The organism is Dyella sp. SG609 (assembly GCF_012275375.1).
Classification (GTDB): domain Bacteria; phylum Pseudomonadota; class Gammaproteobacteria; order Xanthomonadales; family Rhodanobacteraceae; genus Dyella_D; species Dyella_D marensis.
In genome coordinates this window covers 217858-242379 of sequence record NZ_JAAZQJ010000004.1, presented here as the reverse complement: position 1 = coordinate 242379, position 24522 = coordinate 217858, and the positions used below count along the sequence as shown (strand labels likewise).

The 24522-nt window shown below is 67.5% G+C and carries 16 protein-coding genes; 8 read left to right on the top strand and 8 right to left on the bottom strand.

Annotation, left to right across the window (positions count from 1 at the left end; all coding sequences use genetic code 11):
* Positions 1-40: 40 nt before the first annotated feature.
* The 3 genes from FHW85_RS09585 to FHW85_RS09575 all read left to right on the top strand — a co-directional run bounded on the left by FHW85_RS09585 (position 41) and on the right by FHW85_RS09575 (position 4289).
* Positions 41-1717, top strand: a complete 1677-nt coding sequence (locus tag FHW85_RS09585) for a trehalase family glycosidase (protein WP_168648094.1) — start codon at positions 41-43, stop codon at positions 1715-1717.
* Positions 1714-2805, top strand: coding sequence for an alpha/beta hydrolase fold domain-containing protein (locus FHW85_RS09580; RefSeq protein WP_246866712.1), 1092 nt, complete (start codon positions 1714-1716; stop codon positions 2803-2805). Before FHW85_RS09585 ends, FHW85_RS09580 begins: the two co-directional genes overlap by 4 nt.
* A gap of 80 nt (positions 2806-2885) precedes the next feature.
* The gene (locus FHW85_RS09575) at positions 2886-4289 is read left to right on the top strand and encodes a sigma-54 dependent transcriptional regulator (protein WP_167252426.1); all 1404 of its coding nucleotides are present in this window, start codon (positions 2886-2888) and stop codon (positions 4287-4289) included.
* Positions 4290-4710: 421 nt separating this feature from the next.
* Here the strand turns inward: FHW85_RS09575 and FHW85_RS09570 are convergent, their stop codons facing one another.
* From FHW85_RS09570 to FHW85_RS09555, 4 genes are all read right to left on the bottom strand, one after another.
* Entirely contained in the window at positions 4711-6276 is a 1566-nt protein-coding gene (locus tag FHW85_RS09570) for a response regulator (protein ID WP_168648093.1), read from the bottom strand.
* 29 nt (positions 6277-6305) lie between these two features.
* Complete coding sequence (locus FHW85_RS09565) at positions 6306-6776, bottom strand: response regulator (protein ID WP_167252428.1); 471 nt, start codon at positions 6774-6776, stop codon at positions 6306-6308.
* On the bottom strand, positions 6773-8569 hold the full coding sequence (locus tag FHW85_RS09560) for an ATP-binding protein (protein WP_167252429.1): 1797 nt from the start codon (positions 8567-8569) through the stop codon (positions 6773-6775). Before FHW85_RS09560 ends, FHW85_RS09565 begins: the two co-directional genes overlap by 4 nt.
* A gap of 342 nt (positions 8570-8911) precedes the next feature.
* The gene (locus tag FHW85_RS09555; RefSeq protein WP_210427745.1) at positions 8912-11254 is read right to left on the bottom strand and encodes a GH92 family glycosyl hydrolase; all 2343 of its coding nucleotides are present in this window, start codon (positions 11252-11254) and stop codon (positions 8912-8914) included.
* A gap of 205 nt (positions 11255-11459) precedes the next feature.
* Here FHW85_RS09555 and FHW85_RS09550 point away from each other — a divergent pair, with 205 nt between their 5' ends.
* From FHW85_RS09550 to FHW85_RS09535, 4 genes are all read left to right on the top strand, one after another.
* A complete protein-coding gene (locus FHW85_RS09550) occupies positions 11460-12512 on the top strand; it encodes a LacI family DNA-binding transcriptional regulator (RefSeq protein ID WP_167252431.1) in 1053 nt (350 codons plus the stop codon).
* A gap of 101 nt (positions 12513-12613) precedes the next feature.
* Entirely contained in the window at positions 12614-13864 is a 1251-nt protein-coding gene (fucP, locus tag FHW85_RS09545; protein WP_246866718.1) for an L-fucose:H+ symporter permease, read from the top strand.
* Between the two features lie 12 nt (positions 13865-13876).
* Positions 13877-14857 (top strand): carbohydrate kinase, encoded by a 981-nt coding sequence (locus FHW85_RS09540; RefSeq protein WP_167252433.1) that lies wholly within the window; start codon positions 13877-13879, stop codon positions 14855-14857.
* On the top strand, positions 14854-16080 hold the full coding sequence (locus FHW85_RS09535) for an AGE family epimerase/isomerase (RefSeq protein WP_167252434.1): 1227 nt from the start codon (positions 14854-14856) through the stop codon (positions 16078-16080). Before FHW85_RS09540 ends, FHW85_RS09535 begins: the two co-directional genes overlap by 4 nt.
* 71 nt (positions 16081-16151) lie before the next feature.
* On the opposite strand, the gene FHW85_RS09530 is transcribed toward FHW85_RS09535, so the two are convergent.
* The gene (locus tag FHW85_RS09530; protein WP_168648090.1) at positions 16152-16607 is read right to left on the bottom strand and encodes a carboxymuconolactone decarboxylase family protein; all 456 of its coding nucleotides are present in this window, start codon (positions 16605-16607) and stop codon (positions 16152-16154) included.
* A gap of 179 nt (positions 16608-16786) precedes the next feature.
* Here FHW85_RS09530 and FHW85_RS09525 point away from each other — a divergent pair, with 179 nt between their 5' ends.
* A complete protein-coding gene (locus FHW85_RS09525; RefSeq protein WP_168648089.1) occupies positions 16787-18193 on the top strand; it encodes a PLP-dependent aminotransferase family protein in 1407 nt (468 codons plus the stop codon).
* 374 nt (positions 18194-18567) lie between these two features.
* On the opposite strand, the gene FHW85_RS09520 is transcribed toward FHW85_RS09525, so the two are convergent.
* From FHW85_RS09520 to FHW85_RS09510, 3 genes are read right to left on the bottom strand one after another with little or no spacing between them, the layout of a single operon-like run.
* Entirely contained in the window at positions 18568-20064 is a 1497-nt protein-coding gene (locus tag FHW85_RS09520; protein ID WP_246866711.1) for an efflux transporter outer membrane subunit, read from the bottom strand.
* The gene (locus FHW85_RS09515; protein WP_168648088.1) at positions 20061-23258 is read right to left on the bottom strand and encodes an efflux RND transporter permease subunit; all 3198 of its coding nucleotides are present in this window, start codon (positions 23256-23258) and stop codon (positions 20061-20063) included. The genes FHW85_RS09520 and FHW85_RS09515 overlap by 4 nt, the downstream gene beginning before the upstream one ends.
* A complete protein-coding gene (locus tag FHW85_RS09510; RefSeq protein ID WP_343203551.1) occupies positions 23255-24382 on the bottom strand; it encodes an efflux RND transporter periplasmic adaptor subunit in 1128 nt (375 codons plus the stop codon). The genes FHW85_RS09515 and FHW85_RS09510 overlap by 4 nt, the downstream gene beginning before the upstream one ends.
* Positions 24383-24522: the final 140 nt, after the last annotated feature.

Below are 24522 nucleotides of genomic sequence, written 5' to 3'. Positions count from 1 at the left end.
GGACTGAGGACAAGCAATTCCCGAAGCGAGGACCCCACCCATGACCCGCTCTCCCCACCTGCTACGTGTCGCGCTGTTCGCAACTATTTTCACCACAGCTACTGCGTACGCAGCCACGCCCGACGCGGCCAAAACCCGCACCTACATCGACAAGGCCTGGACCACCCTCACCCGCTCCCAGGACCAGTGCAACGCCTTGACCGACCCCAAGATCGTCGGCCACCCCGTGCTCTACGTCCCGGCGGAAATGAAGGTCCCGCCCGCCCTCGCCGACATCGGCAAACGCTGCGGCGTCGACATCCACCCGCTGCCGCGCGTCATCCAGCAACTGGGCGACATCGACGCCACCAGGCTCCCCGCGCAAGGCCTGCTCTACCTCCCGCACCCCTACGTCGTGCCCGGCGGCTTCTTCAACGAGATGTACGGCTGGGACAGCTACTTCATCGTGCTGGGCCTGGCTGCCGACCAGCGCGGCAAGCTGGCGCGCGACATGGTGGACAACGCACTGTTCGAAGTGGAGCACTACGGCGCGGTGCTCAATGCCAACCGCACCTATTACCTCAGCCGCTCGCAGCCGCCCTTCCTCACCGCGATGATGGCCACCGTGCTGGACGACCCGGACGCCTTCGCCTCCGACGCCGAGCGCAACACCTGGCTGGCGAACGCCTACCCGCTGGCGGTACGCAACCACGACGTGTGGACGCGCGAGGAACACCGCGCCGGCGATACCGGCCTGGCGCGCTATTACGACCTGGGCGACGGCCCGGTGCTGGAAGCGCAGAACAGCGACGACTTCTACGTGAAGGTGATCAAGTGGCTGCGCGCGCATCCCAAGGACGATCCGGGCTATCTGCTGAAGGGTGCGCAGAGGCCGGACGATGCCGAAGCCGCGCGGCTGGCCAGGGAAAGCTGCGACGTGCGCGCTTCGAAGGTGTGCCTGGGCAACTGGTACGACGGCTACCGCCTCACGGCCGACTACTACCACGGCGATCGCGCCATGCGCGAATCCGGCTACGACACCAATTTCCACTTCGGCCCGTTCGGCGGTTCCACCCATCACTACGCCTCGGTCGATCTCAACAGCCTGCTCTATCGCTACGAGCTGGACCTGGCCGCCTTCGCCAAGCGCCTGGGCAACACCAAGGACGCCGAACGCTGGACGGCCGCCGCCGCGACGCGCAAGCAGGCCATGGATAAATACCTGTGGCGCGCGGAAGACGGCATGTACCGCGACTACGACTTCGTCGCCGGCAAGCCCTCGCCCACGCCCTATCTCAACACTTACTACCCGCTATGGGCCGGCGCTGCCTCACCGCGGCAGGCCGAAGCCGTGCGCGGCAAGCTGCCGGTGTTCGAGCGCCGCGGCGGACTGTCGATGGACAACCAGCCCGCCGGCGTGCAGTGGAACGATCCGTTCGGCTGGGCGCCGACCAACTGGCTGGCGATCAAGGGCCTGGACGACTACGGCTTCCACGACGACGCGCGCCGCCTCGCCGGCAAGTTCACCGCCACGGTGGACCGCGGCCTCGCCGACGACGGCACCATCCGCGAGAAATACAACATGGCCAAGGGCAATGCCGACGTGCGCGTCAGCGCGGGCTACAGCGAGAACGTGATCGGCTTCGGCTGGACCAACGGCGTGTATCTGAAGCTGCAGGAGATCCTGCAGAAGAACGCGCCGGCGCAGAAGCAGCGCGCCACCGGAACCGCACCATGAAGCGGGGAGCCTTCGCCATGCGCACGTTCCGGCTTGCCTGCGTCGCCGCCGCGCTGCTGTCCGGCGCCAACCCCGCGAGCGCCCAGGCCGCGTCGCCGGCCACCGGCTACAAAGCCGACGCCAGCATCTTCATCGGCAATGCCACCGTGCCGTATTCCGTGTTCGCCTCCCCCGAGTCGCGCGCGTTCTTCCCGAACATGCTGGCCGAAGGCGACAAGGCGCCGCCGCTGACCGCGCCGATCGAGCAGAACCGCGCGTTCTACGACCGCATGAACAGCGCCCGCGCTGCGCGCATGCAGCAGATCTACCCGGTGAAGATCGCCGCCGGGCGCATCGCCAACGTGGCGGTGGACGTGGTGCTGCCCGCGCAAGGCGTGGCGCCGGCGAACCAGGCGCGGGTGCTGATCAACCTGCACGGCGGCGCCTTCCTGTGGGGCGCGCACAGCGGCGGCCTGGTCGAGGCGATCCCCATCGCCGGCGTGGGGCGCGTGAAGGTGGTGACGGTGGATTACCGCGAAGGCCCCGAGCACGTCTTTCCCGCCGCCACCGACGACGTGGTGGCGGTGTACCGCGAGCTGCTCAAGCACTACCAGCCGGCCAACGTAGGCATTTACGGCTGCTCCGCCGGCGGCATCCTCACCGGCGAGGTCACCGCCAGGCTGATCCACGACCAGCTGCCGCTGCCCGGCGCGATCGGCATGTTCTGCGCCGGCGTCACCCCGCTGGGCGGCGACGAGAGCTATATCGCCTCGCCGCTCAACGGCAAGCCGATTCCCCCGCGATCGATGCAGCTCGGCGACCTGCCCTACTTCAAGGGCGCCAGCGCGGACGACCCGCTGGTGTTCCCGGCCAACTCGCCCGCGCTGCTGGCGAAATTCCCGCCTACCCTGCTGATTTCCGGCACGCGCGACATGGCCATGAGCGCGGTGATCCACAGCCACACGCTGCTGGACCGGGCCGGCGTGGAAGCGGAACTGCACGTGTGGGACGGCATGTGGCATTCGTTCTTCTCCGACCCCGACATGCCGGAATCCAAGGATGCCTACCGCGTGATCTGGCGTTTCTTCGACCGGCACCTGGGACACTGAAAACGCGCCGGACGGACAGGCTTTGCCCCTCGGGGAGGGGGCGGGTATCCTAGCCCGCACCTGAAAGCCAGCTGGATGACATGAGCCAACAGACCGTCCTCGTCATCGACGACGAGCGCGATATTCGCGAACTGCTGACCATCACCCTGGGTCGCATGGACCTGCAGGTCGATGCGGTGGGTACGGTGGCGGACGCGCGTCGCGCCCTGGAAGAGCGCACCTACGACCTCTGCTTCACCGACATGCGCCTGCCCGACGGCACCGGCCACGAGGTGATCGAGCTGATCGCCGCCAAGCACCCCGACATGCCGGTGGCGATGATCACCGCCTACGGCAACGTCGACGCCGCGGTGAGCGCGCTGAAGGCCGGCGCCTTCGACTTCGTGTCCAAGCCGGTCGACATCCAGATGCTGCGCCAGCTGGTGCGCACCGCGCTGCGCCTGGCCGAGGAAAAGCGTGCCGGCGGCGGCGCGGCCAAGGCGCCCAATGCCGGCGACCGCCTGATCGGCGACTCCCCCGCGATGGCGCAGGTGCGCGCCACCATCGGCAAGCTGGCGCGCAACCAGGCGCCGGTGTACATCGCCGGCGAATCCGGCGTCGGCAAGGAACTGGTCGCCCGCCTGATCCACGAGCAGGGCCCGCGCGCGGCCGGCCCCTTCGTGCCGGTGAACTGCGGCGCGATTCCGTCCGAGCTGATGGAGAGCGAATTCTTCGGCCACCGCAAGGGCAGCTTCACCGGCGCGGTGAGCGACAAGGAAGGCCTGTTCCAGGCCGCCAACGGCGGCACCCTGTTCCTTGACGAAGTGGCCGAACTGCCGCTGCACATGCAGGTGAAGCTGCTGCGCGCGATCCAGGAAAAGGCCGTGCGCCCGATCGGCGCGCGCGAGGAGATCCCCGTCGACGTGCGCATCCTGTCGGCCACGCACAAGAATCTCGCGGCCCTGGTCGAGCAAGGCCAGTTCCGCCAGGACCTGTTCTACCGCATCAACGTGATCGAACTGCGCGTCCCGCCCCTGCGCGAACGCCGCGGCGACGTCCCCCTCCTCGCCGGCTACATCCTGCGCCAGCTCTCCATCAAGAGCGGCGGCAACCCCGGCCGCCTGCTGCCCGCCGCGCAGCAGGCCCTGGACGGCTACGACTTCCCCGGCAACGTGCGCGAGCTGGAAAACATCCTCGAACGCGCCATGGCCATGTGCGAAGGCGACGAAATCGACGTAGCCGACCTGATGCTGCCCCAGCGCACGGCACGCGCAGCCGATACAGCAGTTCCGCCCCCACCCGGCGCCCCCGCATCCGGCCCCACCCAACCTGCACCATCGCCCACCGCCGACGGCGGCCTCGACGACTACATCAGCAACATCGAGCGCACGGCGATCATCAAGGCGCTGGAAGAGTCGCGGTACAACAAGACCGCGGCGGCCAAGAAATTGGGAATCACGTTCCGCGCATTGCGCTACAAGCTCAAGAAGCTCGGGATCGACTGACCCCACCTCCCCTCTCCGCCCGGCCCCTCACCCTGCCCTCTCCCCGGAGGGGAGAGGGGTGATGGCGTGAGGTAGGCAGGAACGAAAAGCAAAAGCTGGCCTCAGTTCTTGAACGTCCTCTCGGCCACGGCACGTTGAAGCAGCCGCTACGTAAACGCACAGTCGTTTCGTATAGACCCAGGTTAATCAAGTTACCGCAGACGCCCACCGCTCCTTCTAGTCGCGTCGCGAGCCTTTGCTCTTAGGCCATTCTCTCTTTGGTTACTTTCTCTTTGGGCCAGCAAAGAGAAAGTGACTCGGGCGCCGGCAGGCGTCCGAAATGCCCGCTGCATAAGCGGCCAGTCCGCGGCACCGCAAAAACCAGGCGTGGTCGTTACTGGATCCCGGCCTACGCCGGGATGACGGGTAGGAGAGGCCCGCCTCAACCCTCTCCATCCAGCGCCTCGCGCAAAGTCCCCAACAACTTGAAAGTAGCCACCGGCTTATCCACCAGATAGAGGCGCTCAACCTCAGGCATCTCGTCGAGATCCGGCGGCGCATCCGGCCGCGTCAACAACACCACCGCCCGCCGATACCCATGATCGATCAACGCCGCCAGCGTCCGCACCCCGGTAAACAGATTCATATCGGCATCCATCAGCACCAGATCCGGCACCCCATGCGCCTCGATCCACTGCAACGCCGCCGTACCGCTCTGGCTGGCATGCGCCTGATACCCCCACGCATCCAGCGTATCCACCAGCAGCGACAACTGGGCCGCCTCCTCCACCACCACCAGCACGCGCTCGGCATTGCCCAGCAGATGCTCGTCGTCCTCGCCCTCGGGCATCTCTTCGAGCTGCGCGCCCAGCGGCAGGTAGAGATGGAACCCCGTGCCCTGCCCCAGCGCACTCTCCACGCGCATCGCGCCGCCGTGGCTGGCCACGATGCGCTTGCACGAGAGCAGCCCCAGGCCGGTGCCGCCTTCCTTGGTGGTGTAGAACGGCTCGTACAGATGGGCCAGCGTGGCCTCGTCCATGCCGCAGCCGGTGTCGATCACGCTCAGGCGCAGGTAGCGGCCTTCTTCCGCGCTCTCGCCTTCCTGGAAGAAATCGGCCGCCAGCAGCTGCTGCCCCGCCTCGATGCGCAGCTCGCCGCCGCCGGGCATGGCCTGGATCGCGTTGAGGCTGAGGTTGAGCAGGCATTGCTGCAGCTCGGTATGGTTGCCCGAGAAGCTCAGCTCCGGATCGTCCACCGCCAGCTCCAGCGCGACATTGCGCGGCACGCTGCCCTGCAGCAGCAGGTTGAGCGCATCCAGCAGCGCGCCCACCCGCACCTGTTCGGCGCGGCGCGCGCCGCGGGCGAACGACAGCATCGACTGCACCATGTCCAGGCCGCGCCGTCCGCAATCGCGCACCAGCTTGCCCAGGCGCGCGAGGCGCGGGTCGTCCTGGTAATCCTGCAGGCTTTCGCCGGCCAGCAGCAGTGGCTGCAGCAGGTTGCGCAGGTCGTGGCTCAAGCCGCCGGCCAGCATGGCCAGGCTTTCGAAACGCTGCGCGCGAATCAGCTCCGCCTCGGCGCGCCGCTGCGCCTTCTGCGCTTCGTGTTCGCGCAGGGCGCGGCGCACGGCGCTGGCCAGGCGCGCGGGGTTCTGCTTCAGGATGTAATCGGTGGCACCGTTGCGCAGCGCCGCGATCGCCGCTTCCTCGCCGAGGGTGGCCGAGACATAGATGAAAGGCAGGTCGCGGTCGTGCTCGCGCAGCAGTTCCAGCGCGCGCTCGCCGGAGAAGCCGGGCATGCTCAGGTCCGACAGCACGATATGCGGCTTGAAGTCCTCCAGCTCGCGCAGATAGCCGGTCTCGTCGTCGACCAGGCGCACCTCGAAGTCGATCGCGTCGGCTTCGAGTTCGGAGATCACCAGCTCGGCGTCGGGCAAGCTGTCCTCGATCTGCAGCACGCGGATGCGGGGAAACGGCGGCGGCTGGGGAATGTTCGGTTTATCTGGCATGTAAGCAATACCTTCGCGGCGCGGCGCCTTCAATCCGGCGCCTGGTTCAGCACCGCCCAGAACTGCCCGAGCGTGCGCACCGCTTCGAAAAACTGGTCGACGTCGACCGGCTTGATCACATAGGCATTCACGCCCAGGTCCCAGCTGCGGGCCAGGTCGCTTTCTTCGCGCGAGGACGACAGCACGACCACCGGGATGCGCCGCAGGCGTTCGTCCGCGCGCATCTCGGTGAGTACTTCCAGGCCGTCCACGCGCGGCATCTTGATGTCCAGCAGCACCACCGCCGGATCCAGCGGCGGGCGTCCGGCCCAGGCGCCGCGGCCGTGCAGGTAATCCAGGCAGTCCACGCCGTCCTCGACGTGCACGATGGGATTGGCCAGATTCGCGCTGCGCAGCGCCTCCAGCGCCAGCTCGGCATCGGCGGGGCTGTCCTCGGCCAGCAGGATGCTGCGCAGGACACCGTGCGCCGGCGCGTTGCGGGTGACCGTACCCAGGCTCATTGCCGTTCCTGCGCGAACGCGTCGGCCAGGTCGGAGGCCGGCAGGGTGAAGTGGAAACGCGCGCCCTCGCCCGGGCTGCCCTCGGCCCACACCTTGCCGCCGTGGCGCTGCACGATGCGCCGCACATTGGCCAGGCCGATGCCATTGCCGGGGAATTCCGAAGCGCGGTGCAAACGCTGGAACACGCCGAACAATTTTCCGGAATACTGCATGTCGAAGCCGGCGCCGTCGTCGCTGACCACGAACTCGTAGTCGCCGTTGTCGCCGCGGCGCATCTCCACGCCGATATTCGCCACCTCGCACTTGCCGGTGTACTTCACCGCATTGCCGAGCAGGTTCTGCCACACCGTGCGCAGCATGTTCTCGTCGCCGATCACGATCGGCAGCGGCGCGATCGACCACAGGATGCGCCGCCCGTGCACCTCGGATTCGGCCAGCACGCGCGCCTCTTCCGCCAGCGACTGCATGTCCACCGGCTGCAGCCGCAGCGCGCCGCGGCCCAGGCGCGAGAACACCAGCAGGTCGTCGATCAGCTGGGCCATGCGGCGGGCGGCGTCGCTGATCACGTCGATATAGTGCTGCGACTTGTCGTCCGCGCCCTCGCCCAGATGCTGTTCCAGCTTGCTGGCGAAGCCGGCGATATGGCGCAGCGGCGCGCGCAGGTCGTGCGAGACCGAATAGCTGAAGGCTTCCAGCTCGCGGTTCACGTCGGAAACCTGAGCCACCTTGCCTTCGAGCTGGCGGTTCAGTTCCTTCACCTGCTGCTCGACCAGGGCGCGCGCGGTGACGTCGCTCACCGTGAGCAGCAGCACCGGCTCGCCGCCGTCGTCCTGCTGCAGGCGGCGGGCGTTGATCACCACGTGGCGGTCGACGCCGTCGACGGTGCGCTGGAGCAGTTCGTAGTCCCACAGCTCGCGGTCCAGCAGCAGCACGTCGTTGAGGCGCTGCTGCAAGGCGCTGTCGCGCCAGGCGCCATCGCCGATCTCCACCAGCGGCAGCGAATGCCGGTTCGACGGCGGAATGCCATAAAGCTCGCCGAACGCAGCGTTGACCAGCAAGGTGCACAGCTTGCTGTCCAGCAGCGCGATCGGCTCGCGCACCGCCTGCACGATCAGCTGCGAGCGCTGCACCGCCTGGCCTTCGCGTTCTTCCGCCTGCAGGCGCCGGCTGATCTGCCGCTCGGACACGATCACCACGATGGCCAGCAGCAGCACCTGCGCGCTGGCGGTGATGGTCAGCGCCAGGCTGCTGTTGGACGAAGCGGCGCGCGCCTGGCTGCGCCGCGCGAGCAAGGTGTCGTCCTCGCTCTGCACGATGCCGTCGATCAGGTCGTCCATCTTGAACAGGGTGCCGGAATCGCGCAGCGCATCGTTGGCGGCGCGCACGTCGCCCTGGCGATAGCGCAGCATGGCCTGGTCGAGCAGGGCCAGGCGGCCGCTGACCATGCTGCCGAGCGCGCCGATGCGCGCCTGCTGGTCGGCGTTGTCGCGGGTCATGTCGCGCAGCTGCGCGAGCAGGCCGGGAATCTCCTTGCTGGCCCGGCCGGCGCGCACGCGCACCTGCGGGTTGTCGTCGCCGTCCAGCAGCCGGTACAGCGCCGCCTCGCCGTCGCGGGTGACGTAGGCGATGCGGTAGGTCAGCGATTTCACTTCCGAGGAATGGGTGACGCGGGCATTGGCGTCCAGCGCGTCGCGCGAGCCGCTGCGGGTCACCATGTAAGGCAGCGCCACGATCACCAGCACCGCGAACAGCAGGCCGCCCAGGCGCCAGCGCAGCGCCACGCGATCCCGCATCCGGGGTCGGGTGACCGGCGTAAGTTTCCACGGGGAGTGCGGCATACGCCGATGGTTACAGAATCATCTGATGCCTGCCAGCGGGGATGTCACGGCGCGGCGATTTGCCTGCGGCTTTGCTCCCTCTCCCCTTCACGCTAACTCCCTCTCCCCTCCGGGCGACCCGAAGGTAGTCCCTGTGGGAGAGAGGGTCGGGGTGAGGGGCCGGGCGGAGCGTGGCGCGGAGGTTCGCGACAAGCTCAAAAACTCTTTACTTCGCCCCGTTGATACGTTGTGGCGAGCCCCGGCCCCTCATCCGCCTGCCGGCACCTTCTCCCCGGAGGGGAGAAGGTTTCTTTTCTTTTACTTCCCGTAAGCACTCATCGCCGCCGGCCTCGCCGCAGCCGCCTGCCCCCAGCTACGGTCCGGCTGCGCCTGCATGCGGAAGTGCAGCTCACCGCCGGCCAGGATCTCGCCGTGATGGAGGAACACGCGGTCCAGCGGCTTGCCGTTGAGGGTCACCTCACCCACGTAAGGATGGGCGTCGTCCAGCGGCTCGGCGGACACCGTGAAGGTCTTGCCGCCATGCAGATGCAGCGTGGCCTTGCGCACGAACGGACGGCCGATCGCGTACTCGTCGCTGCCGGGCGCGACCGGATAGAAACCCAGCGCGGTGAACACGTACCAGGCCGACATCTGGCCCAGGTCGTCGTTGCCGGCCAGGCCGTCCGGGCGCGGCGCGTACTGGCTGTCCATGATCTGCTTCAGGCGCTGCTGGGTCTGCCACGGCGCGCCGGCGTAGTCGTACAGGTAGGCCAGGTGATGGCTGGGCTCATTGCCGTGGGCGTACCAGCCGATCAGGCCGGTGATGTCTTCCACGTGGGCGAACTGCCTGGGATCGACCTTGGCGTCGAACACGCTGTCCAGCTTCCGCACGAAGGCCTGGTCGCCGCCCATCGCCGCGATCAGCCCGGCCACGTCCTGCGGCACGTACCAGCTGTACTGCCAGGCATTGCCCTCGGTGTAGTCGCTGCCGTAGCCGGCCACGTCGGGATTGAACGGTTCGCGGAACTGGCCGTCGGTCTTGCGCGCGCGCATGAAGCCGGTCTTGGCGTCGTAGGCGTTGCGCCAGTTGCCCGCGCGCCTGGCGAACTGCGCGGCCACGTCCTGGCGGCCCATGGCCTTGGCCATCTGCGCGATGGTCCAGTCGTCGTAGGCGTATTCCAGCGTCTTGGAGGCGCCTTCCGGCTCCTTGTCGATCGGCACGTAGCCGCGCTGCATGTATTCGCCCAGGCCCCCGTACGGCGCATAGGTGGCGCTGGCCACCATCGCGTCCAGGCCGGCCTTGGCGTCGAAGCCGCGGATGCCCTTCACATAGGCGTCGGCGATCACCGGCACCGCGTGGTAGCCGATCATGCACCACGTCTCCAGGCCCTGGTACGCCCATACCGGCAGGATGCCGAACGGGCTGGCCTCGCGCGCGGCGATCAGCGACTGCACGAAGTCCACGCTGCGCTGCGGCTGCAACAGCACCATCAGCGGCTGCTGCGCGCGGTACACGTCCCACAGCGACCAGGTGGAATGGAACTCGAAACCCTGCGCGCGGTGCACGGCGTTGTCCGGGCCGCGGTAGTCGCCGTTGACGTCCATGCTCAGCGTCGGCGACAGCATGGCGTGGTACAGCGAGGTGTAGAAGCTGGTGCGCTGCTCCTTCGGCGCGTCCACGTCGACCACGCCCAGCACCTGGTTCCACGCGCTGCGCGCCTCGGCGCGGCGGGCGTCGAAGTCCCAGCCCTTGCCGTCGGTGTCCAGGTTGGCCAGCGCATTGGCCTCGCTTACCGGCGAGATCGCCACCTTCACCTGCAGCGGCTGCTTGAGCTGGCCGAAGTCGAACACACCGACGATGGCGCGGCCGTGCTGCGCGTCCTGGTCTTCCGGCTGGTGGCCCGGGCCCTTGAAGCCCTTGTAGGCCACGTCGGTCTCGCGGTCGTACAGATGCCGCGCGGCCAGCGGCTGCGAGAAGCGCATGGCGAAGCACAGCTCGCGGCCCGGCGCCCAGCCGCGGGTCTGGCGGCAGCCGGTGACGGCGCCGTCCTTATGCACGCGCAGCGACGACCACAGCACCTTGCCTGCGTAGTCGTAGATGCTCGGGCGCAGGTCCAGCAGCAGATGCGCCGGCTGCCCGGCGGGAAAGGTGTAGCGGTGCCAGCCCACGCGGCGGCCGGCGGTGAGTTCGGCGCGCACCTGGTAGTCGCTGAGGGTGACGGCGTAATAGCCCGCCTCCACCTTTTCGCTGTCGTGGCTGAAGCGAGAGCGGTAGCCGCTGCCGGGCTGGGCCGGGTCGCCCGGTTCCAGCTTCGGCTCGCCGGCCACCGGCATCACCAGCACATCGCCCAGGTCCGAATGGCCGGAACCGGAGAAATGCGTATGGGAGAAGCCGAGCAGGCTGGTGTCCCCATACTGGTAGCCGGCGGCCCATTTATAGGCGTGCTTGAAATCCGGCATGGCCGTGTCGGGCGAGAGCTGGATCATCCCGAACGGCACCGTGGCCCCCGGGAAGGTATGGCCGTCGCCGCCGGTGCCGATGCGCGGGTCGACGTCCGCGGCGTGGCCCGGCTCGGCGGCGTGGCCGGCCTCCGCCGCCAGCGACAAGGCCAGTGCCAGCAGGGCCGGCGCGAAGCCCGGCTTAAACGAAAACTTGACCATCGGCATCTCCCCAGGACGTGGTTTGCGGCGCAATTCCGGTCGACCGAGGTGCCTGCTGCTTGGTCGACCGTCCTGGCCGGCAAGTTTGGATCGTTCCAAACCGGGGAAGCTAACACCCCACCGATGGCCGGTGCATGCTGCAGTGCGAGATCACTATCCTTATGGAATCGACTACTTTTGGATCGTTCTAATGGCCGCGAGAACCATGGAAAGCTCGACCTCGATCCGCCGCAAGATCACCCTGAACGACATCGCCGCCGGTTGCGGCGTGTCGCGCGCCACTGTGTCCCTCGTGCTGCGCGGCAGTCCACTGGTGAACAAACACACCCGGGCGCGGGTGGAAGAAGAACTGCGCAAGCAGGGCTACGTCTACAACCGCGCCGCGGCCAATCTGCGCCGCCGCACCTCGTCGAGCATCGCGCTGGTGCTCAACGAACTGGGCAATCCGTTCTTCGCGGAATTCGCCGCGGGCGTGGATGAAACGCTCGGCCAGGCCGGCTTCGTCACCTTGCTCGGCAGCACCGGCGAATCGGTGGAGCGCGAGCAGGCGGTGCTGAGTTCGCTGATCGAACATGGCCCGGGTGGAATCATTCTCTCCCCCGCCGAAGGCAGCGCCGCCGAGCGCGTGCTCGCCGCGGTGGGCGCGCAGACGCCGGTGCTGCTGTTCAACCGCGAGCTCGGCGGCAACCTGCCGGAGTACGCGCACTGGGACCGCCTGATGCTGGACAACCAGCGCGGCGCCAGGCTCGCCACCGAACACCTGATCGCCCAAGGCCACAAGCGCATCGCGTTCTTCGGCGGCCATGGCGATTCCAGCTCGTGCCGCCAGCGCCATGCCGGCTATGTCGAAGCGATGAACGCGGCCGGCCTGCCGATCGCGCCGCGCTGGCGCGTGGAAACGCTGCCGACGCGCATGGACGCCGCGCGCGCCTGCGCCGACCTGTTCGCCGCCAAGCCCGCGCCCACCGCGGCGGTCTGCTACAACGACGCGGTCGCGCTGGGCCTGATGCTCGGCCTCAATCAGCGCGGCATCCAGCCGGGCCGCGATTTCGCGCTCACCGGCTTCGACGACGTGGCCGAGGCGGCCTTCAGCATGCCGCCGCTCACCACGCTGGCCACCGATCCGCGCGCCCGCGGCCGCCAGGCCGCGCAACTCCTGCTCGCGCGCCTGCGCAAGCCGCAGGCCGATGCCACCACCACGGTCGCGCAGGTGACCCTGGTGGTGCGCGAAAGCAGCGGCGCACCGCGCACGACCTGATTCCTACTCCGAGGAAACCACCCATGGCTTTCGCCTCACCACCCGCCCCGTCGAACACTGCGCTCCCCGGGGCGGCCAAGGAGCGCTACACCGATTACCCGATGGCGATGGGGGTGCTCACCAGCATCTTCTTCATGTGGGGCTTTCTTACCTGCCTCAACGACATCCTGATTCCGCATCTGAAGGCGGTGTTCCAGCTCAATTACGCCGAGGCGATGCTGGTGCAGTTCACCTTCTTCGGGGCGTATTTCCTGATGTCGCTGCCGGCGGGCCGGCTGGTCGCGCACCTGGGCTACAAGAAGGGCATCGTCGCCGGCCTGGCTATCGCCGGCGTCGGCGCGGCGGGTTTCTGGCCCGCCGCGGCGATGCATTCCTACGACGCCTTTCTCGGCGCGCTGTTCGTGCTGGCCACCGGCATCACTGTGCTGCAGGTGGCCGCCAATGCGTATGTCGCCCTGCTCGGTCCTGAGAAAACCAGTTCCAGCCGCCTCACCCTGGCGCAGGCGCTCAATTCGCTCGGCACCTTCCTGGCGCCGAAGTTCGGCGGCCTGCTGATCCTCTCGGCCGCGGTGCTGAGCGCCGAGCAGATCGGCAAGCTCTCGCCCGCCGAACAGCTGGCCTACCGCGCGCAGGAAGCGCAGACCGTGCAGGGCCCGTACCTGGGCCTGGCCGTGGTGCTGTTCCTGCTGGCGATCTTCGTCTACCTGTTCCGCCTGCCCACGCTGAAAGAAAGTACCGAGCAGGCCGACACCGGCCATCACACCTTGATCGATGCGCTGCGCCACCCGCACGTGCTGTTCGGCGTGCTGGGCATCTTCTTCTACGTAGGCGGCGAGGTGGCGATCGGCAGCTTCCTGGTCAATTACCTGTCGATGCCGGACATCGGCAACATGAGCGAACAGGCCGCCGCGAACTGGGTGGCCTATTACTGGCTGGGCGCCATGATCGGCCGCTTCATCGGCTCGGCGCTGCTGGCCAGGCTGTCGCCGCGCAAGCTGCTGGCGATCTTCGCCGCGATCAACATGGCGCTGGTGCTGACCACCATGTCGACCAAGGGCCCGGTCGCGATGTACAGCGTGGTGTCGATCGGCCTGTTCAACTCGATCATGTTTCCCACCATCTTCTCGCTCGGCATCGAACGCATGGGCCCGCTGACCGGCAAGGCGTCCAGCCTGCTGATCATGGCCATCGTCGGCGGCGCGCTGGTGCCTTACGTGCAGGGCCTGTTCGCCGACCGCATCGGCGTGCAGCACGCGTTCTTCCTGCCGCTGCTGTGCTACGCCTACATCGTTTTCTACGGCCTTTACGGCTCGCGCATCAAGAGCGACACCCCAGTCGCCGCCACCCACTGAGATCCCCATTCGATGGCACGCAATATCCTGTGCTTCGGCGAAGCACTGATCGACTTCCACGCCGAGGGGCGTGACGCGCAGGGTTTCCCGCGCAGCTTCATTCCTTTCGCCGGCGGCGCGCCCGCCAATGTCGCCGTGGCCGTGGCGCGGCTGGGCGGCCCGGCCGCCTTCGCCGGCATGCTGGGCCAGGACATGTTCGGCGACTTCCTGCTGGACAGCCTGCACCGCGCCGGCGTCGATACCGGCGGCGTCGCGCGCACCGGCGAGGCCAACACCGCGCTGGCCTTCGTCGCGCTGGACAGCCACGGCGAGCGCAGCTTCAGCTTCTACCGCCCGCCCTCGGCCGACCTGCTGTTCCGTCCCGCACATTTCCGCGAGGAAAGCTTCCGCGACGCAGCCGTGTTCCACGTCTGCTCCAACAGCATGACCGAAGCCGCGCTGGCCGAAGCCACCCGCGAAGGCATGCGCCGCGCGCATGCGGCCGGCGCGTGGGTGAGCTTCGATCTCAACCTGCGCCCCGCGCTGTGGCCGCAGCAGAGCGCCTCGCACGACGAACTGTGGCCCGCGCTGCACCTGGCCGACGTGGTGAAACTGAGCGCCGAGGAATTCCACTGGCTGGCCGGCGACGCCGGCGAGGAAGCCGCGCTGGAACGCCTGTGGGCCGGCCGGGCGCGCCTGCTGGTGATCACCGACGGCTCGCGCACCTTGCGCTGGTTCCATCCCGACGCCTCGGGCGAAATGCCGGTCTACGCCGTGCCCACGGTGGACAGCACCGCCGCGGGCGACGCCTTCGTCGGCGGCCTGCTGCATCGACTGGCCACGGTGGAGAAAGGCGACGGCCAGCTCGACCATCTCGTCGCCGAACTGCCGCGCCTGCACGCCATGCTGCGCTTCGCCGCCGCCTGCGGCGCCCTCACCGTTACCCGCCTGGGTTCGTTCGCCGCCATGCCGGACGAAGCCGAGGTGCTCGCTTTCATGGACGCCCACGCATGAATTCCCCCGTCAACACCCCGAATTTCGGCAGCGAAGCCTTTCTGCGCGCGCATATCGCGCACACCATGGCCTTCTACCATCCGCACGCGATCGACCCCGCCGGCGGCTTTTTCCATTACTACAAAGACGACGGCACCATCTACGACCGCAGCCACCGCCACCTGGTGAGCAGCACGCGCTTCGTCTTCACCTACGCCATGGCCGCGCGCGAATTCGACGACAAGCGCGCCGAATACCTCGACGCCGCCCGCCACGGCCTGCGCTACCTGCGCGAAGTGCATCGCGACGCCGCCAGCGGCGGCTATGCCTGGACCATCCGCGACGGCAAGCCGGAAGACCGCACCTATCACGCCTACGGCGTGGCCTTCGTGCTGCTGGCCTACTCCACCGCGCTGAAGGCCGGCCTCACCGAAGTGCGCCCGTGGATGGACGAAACCTGGGAGCTGCTGGAAAAGCGCTACTGGGACGCCGACTTCGGCCTGTACCGCGACGAGGCCGACGAGCACTGGAACTTCAGCGGCTACCGCGGCCAGAACGCCAACATGCATATGTGCGAGGCGATGCTCGCCGCCTACCAGGCCAGCGACGAGCCGCGCTATCTCGAACGCGCGCTCACCCTGGCCGACAACATGACCCGCCGCCAGGCCGCCAAGGCCGAAGGGCTGGTGTGGGAGCACTACGACGTCGACTGGAATATCGACTGGAAATACAACCTCGATAATCCCAAGCACCTGTTCCGCCCCTGGGGTTTCCAGCCCGGCCACCAGACCGAATGGGCCAAGCTGCTGCTGATCCTCGAACCGCTGCTGCTGGAGCGCAACCGCGAGGAGAAGTGGCTGGTGCCGACGGCGCAGCATCTGTTCGACACCGCGCTGGATCGCGCCTGGGACAAGGAATACGGCGGCATCGCCTACGGCTTCGCGCCGGATGGCAGCGTGTGCGACGACGACAAGTATTTCTGGGTGCAGGCGGAATCGCTGGCCGCGGCGGCGCTGTTGCATGCGCGCACGGGCGAGGCGAAGTACGACGAGTGGTATCAGAAGCTGTGGGCTTACTCGTGGGAGCACTTCGTCGATCACAAGTACGGTGCGTGGTTCCGCATCCTCACGCGTGACAACCGCAAGTACGACGATGAAAAGAGCCCGGCGGGCAAGGTGGATTACCACACCATGGGGGCTTGCTATGAGGTGATGGAGCTTATCCGCGCGGGCGGCAAGCCCTGACCTGGCACCCATCTGGCGTAGGTTGGGGTTCGCCTGCGGCTCACCCCAACCTACGCCGCCAGCGCCAGTTGTTACAGATCGAGCACCGCCTGCGGCGTATTGCGGAAACTGATCGCCATCCGGTTGTACGTATTCATCAAGCCAATGGCGATAGTGAGATCCACCAGCTCCCGCTCATCGAACAGCTTGCGCACCGCCGCATAATCCGTATCGGGCACTCCGGTTTCCGCCACCCGCGTCACCGACTCCGCCCACGCCAGCGCCGCACGCTCGCGCTCGTCGAACAGCTCGCCGGCTTCATGCCAGGCCTGCAGCAAGGCCAGCTTCTCCACCTTCACGCCCTTCTTCAGCAGATCCCGCGTATGCATATCCAGGCAATACGCGCAGTTGTTGATCTGCGAGACGCGCAGATAAACCAGGTCGACCAGCACCGGCGGCAAGCTGCTCTGCGTCACATAGCCATACACACCGCCCAGGGCTTTGACGCCGCCCGGCGCGACCTTGCTGTAATCCAATCGGTTGCTCATCTGCAGTTCCTCGGGTTGTTGTCGAATAATCGGCGCCGGCCAGAACCAGCGCGGCAAAACGTTGCGATAGCGGCGGAGAGGTTCTCGGCCGCGGGTCTCCTCGGGACCTGCGCAGTGTGAGCCGCCCCTGGGCCATCGCACAGAACCAAGAATCAACTTTCCGTGTGTACCATGGCGCCATGGCCAAGCCCCTGCAGATAGCGCTGGACCGGTCCGCCCGGACGCCGCTGGCCGAACAGATCCGCGCCGCCATCGCTGCCGCGATCGAAGCCGGACTGCTGGCCCCGGGCGCGCGCCTGCCGTCGTGGATCGACCTGGCCACGCAACTGGGTGTTGCCAGGGGCACGGTGCGCCAGGCCTATGAGCGGCTTGCCGATGCGCAATTGATCGAAGCCTCGCGCACCAGCGGCACCCGCGTCGCCGACCGGCCGTCCAGCCCGCCGAAAAAACTCGAACAGCCCTCCGCCGGCCCCTTCATGGAGATGTACGAGGAACTCACCGCGGGGCCGGCGATTTTCCAGATGGGCGTGCCCGCGCAGGAAACGCTGCCGGCCAAGCTGTTCACCAACGTGCGTTCGTTTGCGCTGCGGGCGGAATCCAATGCGTCGGTGGTTTATCCCGACCCGCGCGGCGAACAGGAACTGCGCCGCGAGATTGCCGCCTACCTGGCCATTGCGCGCGGCATCCATTGCCTGCCGGCGCAGATCGTCATCACCAGCGGTTTCAGCGGCGGCCTTGGCCTGACGCTGCGTGCGCTGGGGCTGGACGGCAAAAAGGTCTGGATGGAGAACCCCGGTTTTCCATTCACCCGGCACGGCCTGGAACTGGCGAAGCTTCAGATCGCACCGGTGCCCGTCGATGCCGAAGGGCTGAATGTCGACGCCGGCATCGAGCGTGCGCCGGATGCGGCCCTGGTGGTGGTGACACCCGGACAACAAGCACCACTCGGCCCCACGCTTTCATTGGCCAGGCGTCTGCAATTGCTCGACTGGGCCGGACGGCAAGGCGCCTGGATTATCGAAGACGATTATCTGAGCGAACTGCAGCTCGCCTCGCGCGCCGCACCGGCACTCGCCTCGCTGGATCACGGCCAGCGCGTCATTCACCTCGGTTCGTTCAGCAAGACCATCAGCCCTGCCCTGCGCCTGGGCTTTATCGTCGTCCCGCTCCCGCTGGTCGCGCAGTTCGCCGAAGTGGCCGCCTGCCTCGCACCGGCGCCGTGGCCGGCCGTGCAATTGGCGGCCGCGCATTTCATCCGCGACGGCCACTACATGCGCCATCTGCGCCGCATGAAGAACCTCTATTCCGCCCAACGCAACGCCTTGCTGGCCTGTCTTGCCGAACGCGATTTCGAAGTATCGACAGCAGGCCTCGCCGTACTGCTGCACCTGCCGGACGGCACGCCGGATATGGCGATCATCAAGGCCATGCTGCCATTCGGCCTAGCTCCCGCACCGCTGTCGCCGTGGTATGCGCAACCGGATGCGGCGAAGTCAGGGCTGCTGCTGGGCATTGCAACGTCGCCGCAAAAACATGTGGCGCGATCGTGCGACCGCATGGAAGAAGTCATCCACCGCTTCGTCTGAGCGCCAACGAAAAACAACGATGCCGGGAAGGTTTGCGGCCGGAGCCGCGGGTACAGGGCGCTGCCCGCAAACCCGACCCGTGGCCTCCGGTCGCAAGCCTTCCCGGCATCGAAGCGGGAATGATGCGCCGCATGCTTGTAAAGAAGCGATGCGGCGCGGGTGGTTAGGTATATAGATGCCGTAAAAGTTCAAGCCAACGAAATGCTTGCTACAGAGTCCCTTCTCCCCTCCGGGGAGCACGCGGGGAGCGCACAGGGATGTGCGCGGTTTTGAGGAGCGAGGAAGGTGGCGGCAGCCGGATGAGGGGCGGGTGCTCGCGACGACGCATCTACGAAGAGAAGAAAAGCATTTAGGTTTTCTCGACCCTCAGCGCATCACTCCGCCCGGCCCCTCACCCCAACCCTCTCCCCGGCGGGGAGAGGGGGATGGAGGGTGTCGCTCGAAGGCTCGCCCATCGCCTGAAATAACGCTGCCGTATCCACCAACCGCTGCGCCGTCGCCTGGATCTCCTGCAAACGCGCATTATGCCAACGCTGCTCGCCGGCCAGCGTCATCGGATACGACACCGAACCCAGCCGATACCGACTACGCGCATCGTCAAACGACTGCTTCGCCGACACCGACCCGCTCTGCGCTGCCTGCAACGCCAGCGCATCCTGCTCCAGCGCCGTCAGGGTATCGGCCACGTTCTGAAACGCCCCCAGCACCGTTTGCCGATACTGCGCCAGCGACACATCGTAAGAAGCGATAGCCGCCTTACGCTGCGCCCACAGCGCGCCGCCATGGAAGATCGGCTGCGTCAGCGAAGCCGTGGCGCCCCAGATCGTGCTGGCCCCGGTAAACAGCTTCGAACGGTCGAACGCCGCCGAACCCAGCGAAGCCGACAGCGACAGGTGCGGAAACAGATTGCCGGTCGCCACGCCCACTTCCGCGGAGGCCGCACGCACCGCCGCTTCCGCCGCCAATACATCCGGCCGCTGCTGCAGCAGTTCCGACGGCACCGACACGGGAACCTCGGCCGGCAATTTCAGCTCCGCCAGCGGAAACACCTCCGGCGCCTGATCCGGCGTACGCCCAAGCAACACCGCCAGGGCATGGCGCTCGCGCAAGGCCTGCGCACGCAGACCCGGCAGGCTGCCTTCGATGGCCGCCGCATTGCGCTGCGCCGCGAGCAGATCCTCGTTCGCCGCCGCACCCAGCCGATACGCCTTGCCGGTCAGCTCTACCTGCTCGCGCGCCAGGGCCGCCAACCGCTCCGTGGCCTCGACCTGCTCCGCCAAGGCCGAGGCCGTCACCGCCGAGATCACGATATTCGCCGCCAGCGCACGCCGCGCCGCATCGAATTGATACGACTGCGCATCCACCTGCGCCGCCGCCTGCTTCACTTCATTGCGCGATACGCCGAACAGGTCGAAGTCGTAGCTCAGCTGCAGCTGCCCGGCATACACGTTGTAGATATTGGTGGGCTTGCCGACATTCGGCAGCCCCAGCGCACGCTCGCGCGTCGCCTGGCCACCCGCATCGAGCGATGGCCACAACGCATCGCCCACCACCGCGCGATACTGCTGGCGTACCGATTCCAGCGTATGCCGCGCTGCTTCCAGCGAAGGACTGCGCTGCAGCCCTTCGTCCACCAGCGCATCGAGCTTGGCTGATCCGTAAGCCTTCCACCACTCCGGCACCGCCCGCTGGCCAAGGCTGAAGCGCTGCGCCACGCCACCGGCTTCCGCGGTGGACTCCGGCGTCGGCGCCACCGCGTAATGCTCCGGATCAGCCATCTTCGGCGGCTTCGCCGACGGCGCGAACGAACACCCCGCCAAGGCCACCACCACGCCCAGCGCCGCCACATGTGCCCAATGCATGCGCATCATGGCCGCACCTCCTTCGACACTTCATCCGATTTGACGCGATACCAGGCCGCATACAGCGCCGGCAGATAGAACAAGGTGAGAATGGTCGCCACCGTGATGCCGCCCATCAGCGCCGTCGCCATCGGCCCGAAGAAGTTGCTGCGCAGCAGGGGAATCAGGGCCAGCACCGCCGCGGCCGCGGTCAAGGTAATCGGCCGGAAACGCCGCACCGTGGCGCCGACGATCGCCTCCCAGCGCGGATGCCCTTCGCGGATATCCTGCTCGATCTGGTCCACCAGGATCACCGAGTTGCGCATGATGATGCCGAACATGGCGATCGTGCCCAGCATCGCCACGAAGCCGAACGGCTGGCGGAACACCAGCAGCGACACGATCACGCCGATCAGCCCCAACGGCGCGGTGAGCACCACCATGAAGGTACGGCCGATGCTCTGCAGCTGGATCATCAGCAAGGTGAGCACCGCGATCACCATCAGCGGCATCTGGTCATTGATCGAACCCTGCGCCTTGGCGTTCTGCTCCACCGAACCGCCCACTTCGATGCGATAGCCCACCGGCAGGCCCTTGCGCAGCTCGCCCAGCTTGGCATCGATCGCATTGGTCACGTCCAGGCCCTGCGCGCCGTTGCGCGTATCGGACTGCACATTGATCGAGGCCTGGCGGTCGCGCGCCCAGATCACGCCGTATTCCAGGCCGTAATGCACTTTGCCCAGCTGCGCGAGGGGAATGGCCGCGCCACCCGGGGTGGGCAAGGCCAGCCGCTCGATCTGATCCGGATGCACGCGCTCATTCTTCGGCGCACGCAGATCCACGCCGATCAGCTTGTCGCGCTCGCGGTACTGCGTGATGGTGGTGCCGGACAGCGACATGGCGAGGAAGTCGGCCACGTCCTGCGAACTCACGCCCAGGCGGCGCGCCGCGGTCTGGTCGATCTCGAAGCGCACCGAGCGCTCCGCCGGCTCGTCCCAGTCGAACTGCACGTTGCGCGTGCGCGGGTCGGCGCGCATCACGCCGGCAATCTTCTCGGCGATGCCGCGCACCGTGGCGATATCGTCGCCGCTGACGCGGAACTGCACCGGGAAGCCCACCGGCGGGCCGTTCTCCAGCCGGCTCACACGCGTGCGCACGGCGCTGAAGTCGCGGGCCAGCACGCCGTCGAGCACCTTGGCCAGCGCCTCGCGGTTCTCCACGTCTTTCGCCGTGACCACGAACTGCGCGAAGTTAGGCTGCGCCAGCTGCTGGTCCAGCGGCAGGTAGAAGCGCGGCGCGCCGCTGCCGACGAAGCTGACGTAGTTCGCCACCTCCTTGCGGTCCTTCAGCACGTGCTCCATGCGCCTGACCTGTACGAGGGTGGCGTCGAACGAGGCGCCTTCGGGCAGGCGCAGGTCGACCAGCAGCTCGGAGCGGTCGGAGCTGGGGAAGAACTGCTTCGGCACCAGGCCGAAACCCGCCATCGACACCACGAACAGCGCCACCGTCACCACCAGCACCAGCACGCGGTGCTTCAGGCAGTAATCGAGCGTGCGGCGGAAGCGCTGGTAGAAGGCGGTGTCGTAGATCTCGATATCGCCGCCATGCTCCGGCCGCGTCTTCGCCTTCGCCCGCCGCGCCTCGTTCCAGCGCGCTGGCATGAAGCGCGCCCACCACTCGCTGCCCGGCTGCACGCGCGCGTGGTGCTCCGGCAGGAAGTGATAACCGAGCAGCGGGATCACGATCACCGCCGCCAGCCACGAGAGCAGCAGCGCGATCGCCGATACCTCGAAGATCGAACGCGTGTACTCGCCCGTGCCCGACTTGGCCAGCGCGATCGGCAGGAAGCCCGACACCGTCACCAGCGTGCCGGTGAGCATCGGGAACGCGGTGCTGGTATAGGCAAAAGCGGCGGCACGCGCCCGGCTCCAACCCTGCTCCAGCTTCACCGCCATCATCTCGACCGCAATGATCGCGTCGTCCACCAGCAGGCCCAATGCCAATACCAGGGTGCCCAGCGAAACCTTGTGCAGGCCGATGCCCATCAGCTCCATGCACAGCGCGGTGGCGGCCAGCACGAAGGGAATCGAGATCACCACCACCATGCCGGTGCGCAGGCCCAGGCTGAGCAGGTTGACCAGCAGCACGATCGCCACGGCTTCGGCGACCGACTCCAGGAAATCGTCCACCGAATGCGCCACGGCGTGCGGCATGCTGGTCACTTCCGCCAGCTTCAAGCCCGCGGGCAGGCGCTGCTGCAACTTGGCGGTGGCTTCGTCCAGCGCCTTGCCCAGATGGATCACGTCGCCACCCGGCTGCATGGTGATGCCCACGCCCAGCACCTGCTGCGACATGAAGCGCATCTGCTGGCCGGGCGGGTCGTCGTAGCCGCGGCGGATGGTGGCGATATCGCCGAGGCGGAAGGTCTGCCCGCCGGCGCGCAGCAAGGTGTTCTCCAGCGCGGCCATGTCGTTGAACTGGCCGCTGGGGCGCACATACACGCGGTCGTCCGCCGTGCTCATCACGCCGGCCGAAGCCACCGCGTTCTGCGCATTGATCGCCTCGGCAATCTGCTGCGGGCTGATGCCGAGCTTGGACAGGCGCGCGTTCGGCATCTCGATGGTGATGCGCTGGTTCTGGTCGCCGAGGAAATCGACCTTGCCCACGCCCGGCACGCGCAGCAGTTCGGCGCGCAGCTGGTCCGCGTAGTCGTGCAGTTGCGCCGGCGTAAAGCCGTCGCCTTCCAGCGCGTAGATGTTGGTGTAGACGTCGCCGAATTCGTCGTTGAAGAACGGCCCCTGCACGCCCGGTGGCAGCTGCGCGCGGATATCGCCCACCTTCTTGCGCACCTGGTACCAGGTGTCGGGCACGCTGGAAGCCGGCGCGGAATCCTTGATGTTGAAGAAGATCAGCGATTCGCCCGGACGCGAATAGCTGCGCAGGAAATCGATCGACGGCGTTTCCTGCAGCTTGCGCGAGATGCGGTCGGTAACCTGGTCCTGCACCTGCTTGGCGTCGGCGCCGGGCCAGAAGCTCTGGATCACCATCACCTTGAAGGTGAACGGCGGGTCCTCCGACTGCGACAGCCGGCTGTACGAGAGCATGCCGAAGACGGTGATCATCACCATCAAGAAGATCACGAAGGACTGATGGCGCAGCGCCCACGCGGAGAGATTGAAGCGGCCTTCTTCGTGGCCGCTTTCCTGGCTGGACGGCTGCGTCATAGCGGGCTGTCCTCGGCATGCGGCGGCGCCATCGGGGCCACCTTCTCGCCCGCGCTCACCGCATGCACGCCCTGCATCACCACGCGCTCGCCGGCTTCCAGGCCGCTGCCGACCAGCACGTCGCGCTCGCCGTAGCGCAGCACGGTGACCGGGCGCAGTTCGAGCGTGGCATCCGCGGCGCGCACCACCCAGACCGCGGGGCGCTCGCCTTCGTGGAACAGCGCGGTGGCGGGCAGGCGCACGGCCTTGGCCGTGGGCGCATCGCCCGCGAGCGCAACGTCGGCGGTCATCCCAAGCCGCACGTGCGGATCCGGTGCATCCAGGCCGAGCTTCACGCGATAGGTGCGCGTCTGCGGATCGGCCGCCGGCGCCACCTCGCGCACGTGCGCAGCCAGCGGCTGGCCCTGCACCGACAGCAGGCTCACCTTGGCCGGCTGCCCCGGCTGGATCTTGGCGACGCGGTCTTCCGGCACGTCCACGTACACATCGCGCTCGCCGGACCACGCAAACCCGAACACCGCCTGCCCCGCCGCCAGCACCTGGCCCACTTCGGCGTGCTCGCTGGTAATGGCGCCGTCGCGGTCGGCGATCAGCGCGTTGTAGCGGCTCTGGTTGCGTGCCAGTTCGTACTGCTGCTTGGCTTGCGTCTGCGCGGCCAGCGCGGAGGCGTAGGCATCGCGCGTCTGGTCCAGCTGCAGCTGGCTGATCAGGTTTTCCTTGGCCTGCGCCTCGTCGCGGTCGCGCTGCTGGGTGGCGAAGCTCAGGCGGTGTTCGGCCGCGTCCAGCGCGGCGCGGGCGGCGGCTTCGTTCTTGCCGGCGTCGGCATCGTCGAGGCGGGCCAGCACCTCGCCCTTCTTCACCGTGTCGCCCAGGCGCGCTTCGCGGGAGATCAGCTGGCCGGGTACGCGGAAGGCCAGCGGCATTTCGTAGCGGGCGTGGATTTCGCCGGGGAAGCGCAGGGTCTGCGCGCCGTCGGCGGCAGGCGCCGGCAGCGCGATCACCGGCCGCGCGGCCTCGGCGTCCGGGGCCTTGTGGCCGCAGCCGGCCAGCAGGGCCAGCGCCGCGGCGGCAGCCAGCCACGCCGCGGGGCGGCGGGCGCCCGCTGTGGATAGGGGGTAGGTCACGAGCCAACTCCTGGTAAGGCGGGGACGGGGGTGCCGGCGCCGGGCCATGCCGCTGCCAGCGCCTTGATACGTCGCCGCACTCTAATACAGTGTTGTATTTGAATTCAAGAAAGCATCCAAATGGTGACTTTCGGCCTACG

What these genes read in the sequence shown, in the direction of transcription:
- FHW85_RS09585 (WP_168648094.1), top strand. Translation starts at nt 41, where the DNA reads ATGACCCGCTCTCCCCACCTGCTACGTGTCGCGCTGTTCGCAACTATT.
- FHW85_RS09580 (WP_246866712.1), top strand. Translation starts at nt 1,714, where the DNA reads ATGAAGCGGGGAGCCTTCGCCATGCGCACGTTCCGGCTTGCCTGCGTC.
- FHW85_RS09575 (WP_167252426.1), top strand. Translation starts at nt 2,886, where the DNA reads ATGAGCCAACAGACCGTCCTCGTCATCGACGACGAGCGCGATATTCGC.
- FHW85_RS09570 (WP_168648093.1), bottom strand. Translation starts at nt 6,276, where the DNA reads ATGCCAGATAAACCGAACATTCCCCAGCCGCCGCCGTTTCCCCGCATC.
- FHW85_RS09565 (WP_167252428.1), bottom strand. Translation starts at nt 6,776, where the DNA reads ATGAGCCTGGGTACGGTCACCCGCAACGCGCCGGCGCACGGTGTCCTG.
- FHW85_RS09560 (WP_167252429.1), bottom strand. Translation starts at nt 8,569, where the DNA reads ATGCGGGATCGCGTGGCGCTGCGCTGGCGCCTGGGCGGCCTGCTGTTC.
- FHW85_RS09555 (WP_210427745.1), bottom strand. Translation starts at nt 11,254, where the DNA reads ATGGTCAAGTTTTCGTTTAAGCCGGGCTTCGCGCCGGCCCTGCTGGCA.
- FHW85_RS09550 (WP_167252431.1), top strand. Translation starts at nt 11,460, where the DNA reads ATGGAAAGCTCGACCTCGATCCGCCGCAAGATCACCCTGAACGACATC.
- fucP (WP_246866718.1), top strand. Translation starts at nt 12,614, where the DNA reads ATGGCGATGGGGGTGCTCACCAGCATCTTCTTCATGTGGGGCTTTCTT.
- FHW85_RS09540 (WP_167252433.1), top strand. Translation starts at nt 13,877, where the DNA reads ATGGCACGCAATATCCTGTGCTTCGGCGAAGCACTGATCGACTTCCAC.
- FHW85_RS09535 (WP_167252434.1), top strand. Translation starts at nt 14,854, where the DNA reads ATGAATTCCCCCGTCAACACCCCGAATTTCGGCAGCGAAGCCTTTCTG.
- FHW85_RS09530 (WP_168648090.1), bottom strand. Translation starts at nt 16,607, where the DNA reads ATGAGCAACCGATTGGATTACAGCAAGGTCGCGCCGGGCGGCGTCAAA.
- FHW85_RS09525 (WP_168648089.1), top strand. Translation starts at nt 16,787, where the DNA reads ATGGCCAAGCCCCTGCAGATAGCGCTGGACCGGTCCGCCCGGACGCCG.
- FHW85_RS09520 (WP_246866711.1), bottom strand. Translation starts at nt 20,064, where the DNA reads ATGATGCGCATGCATTGGGCACATGTGGCGGCGCTGGGCGTGGTGGTG.
- FHW85_RS09515 (WP_168648088.1), bottom strand. Translation starts at nt 23,258, where the DNA reads ATGACGCAGCCGTCCAGCCAGGAAAGCGGCCACGAAGAAGGCCGCTTC.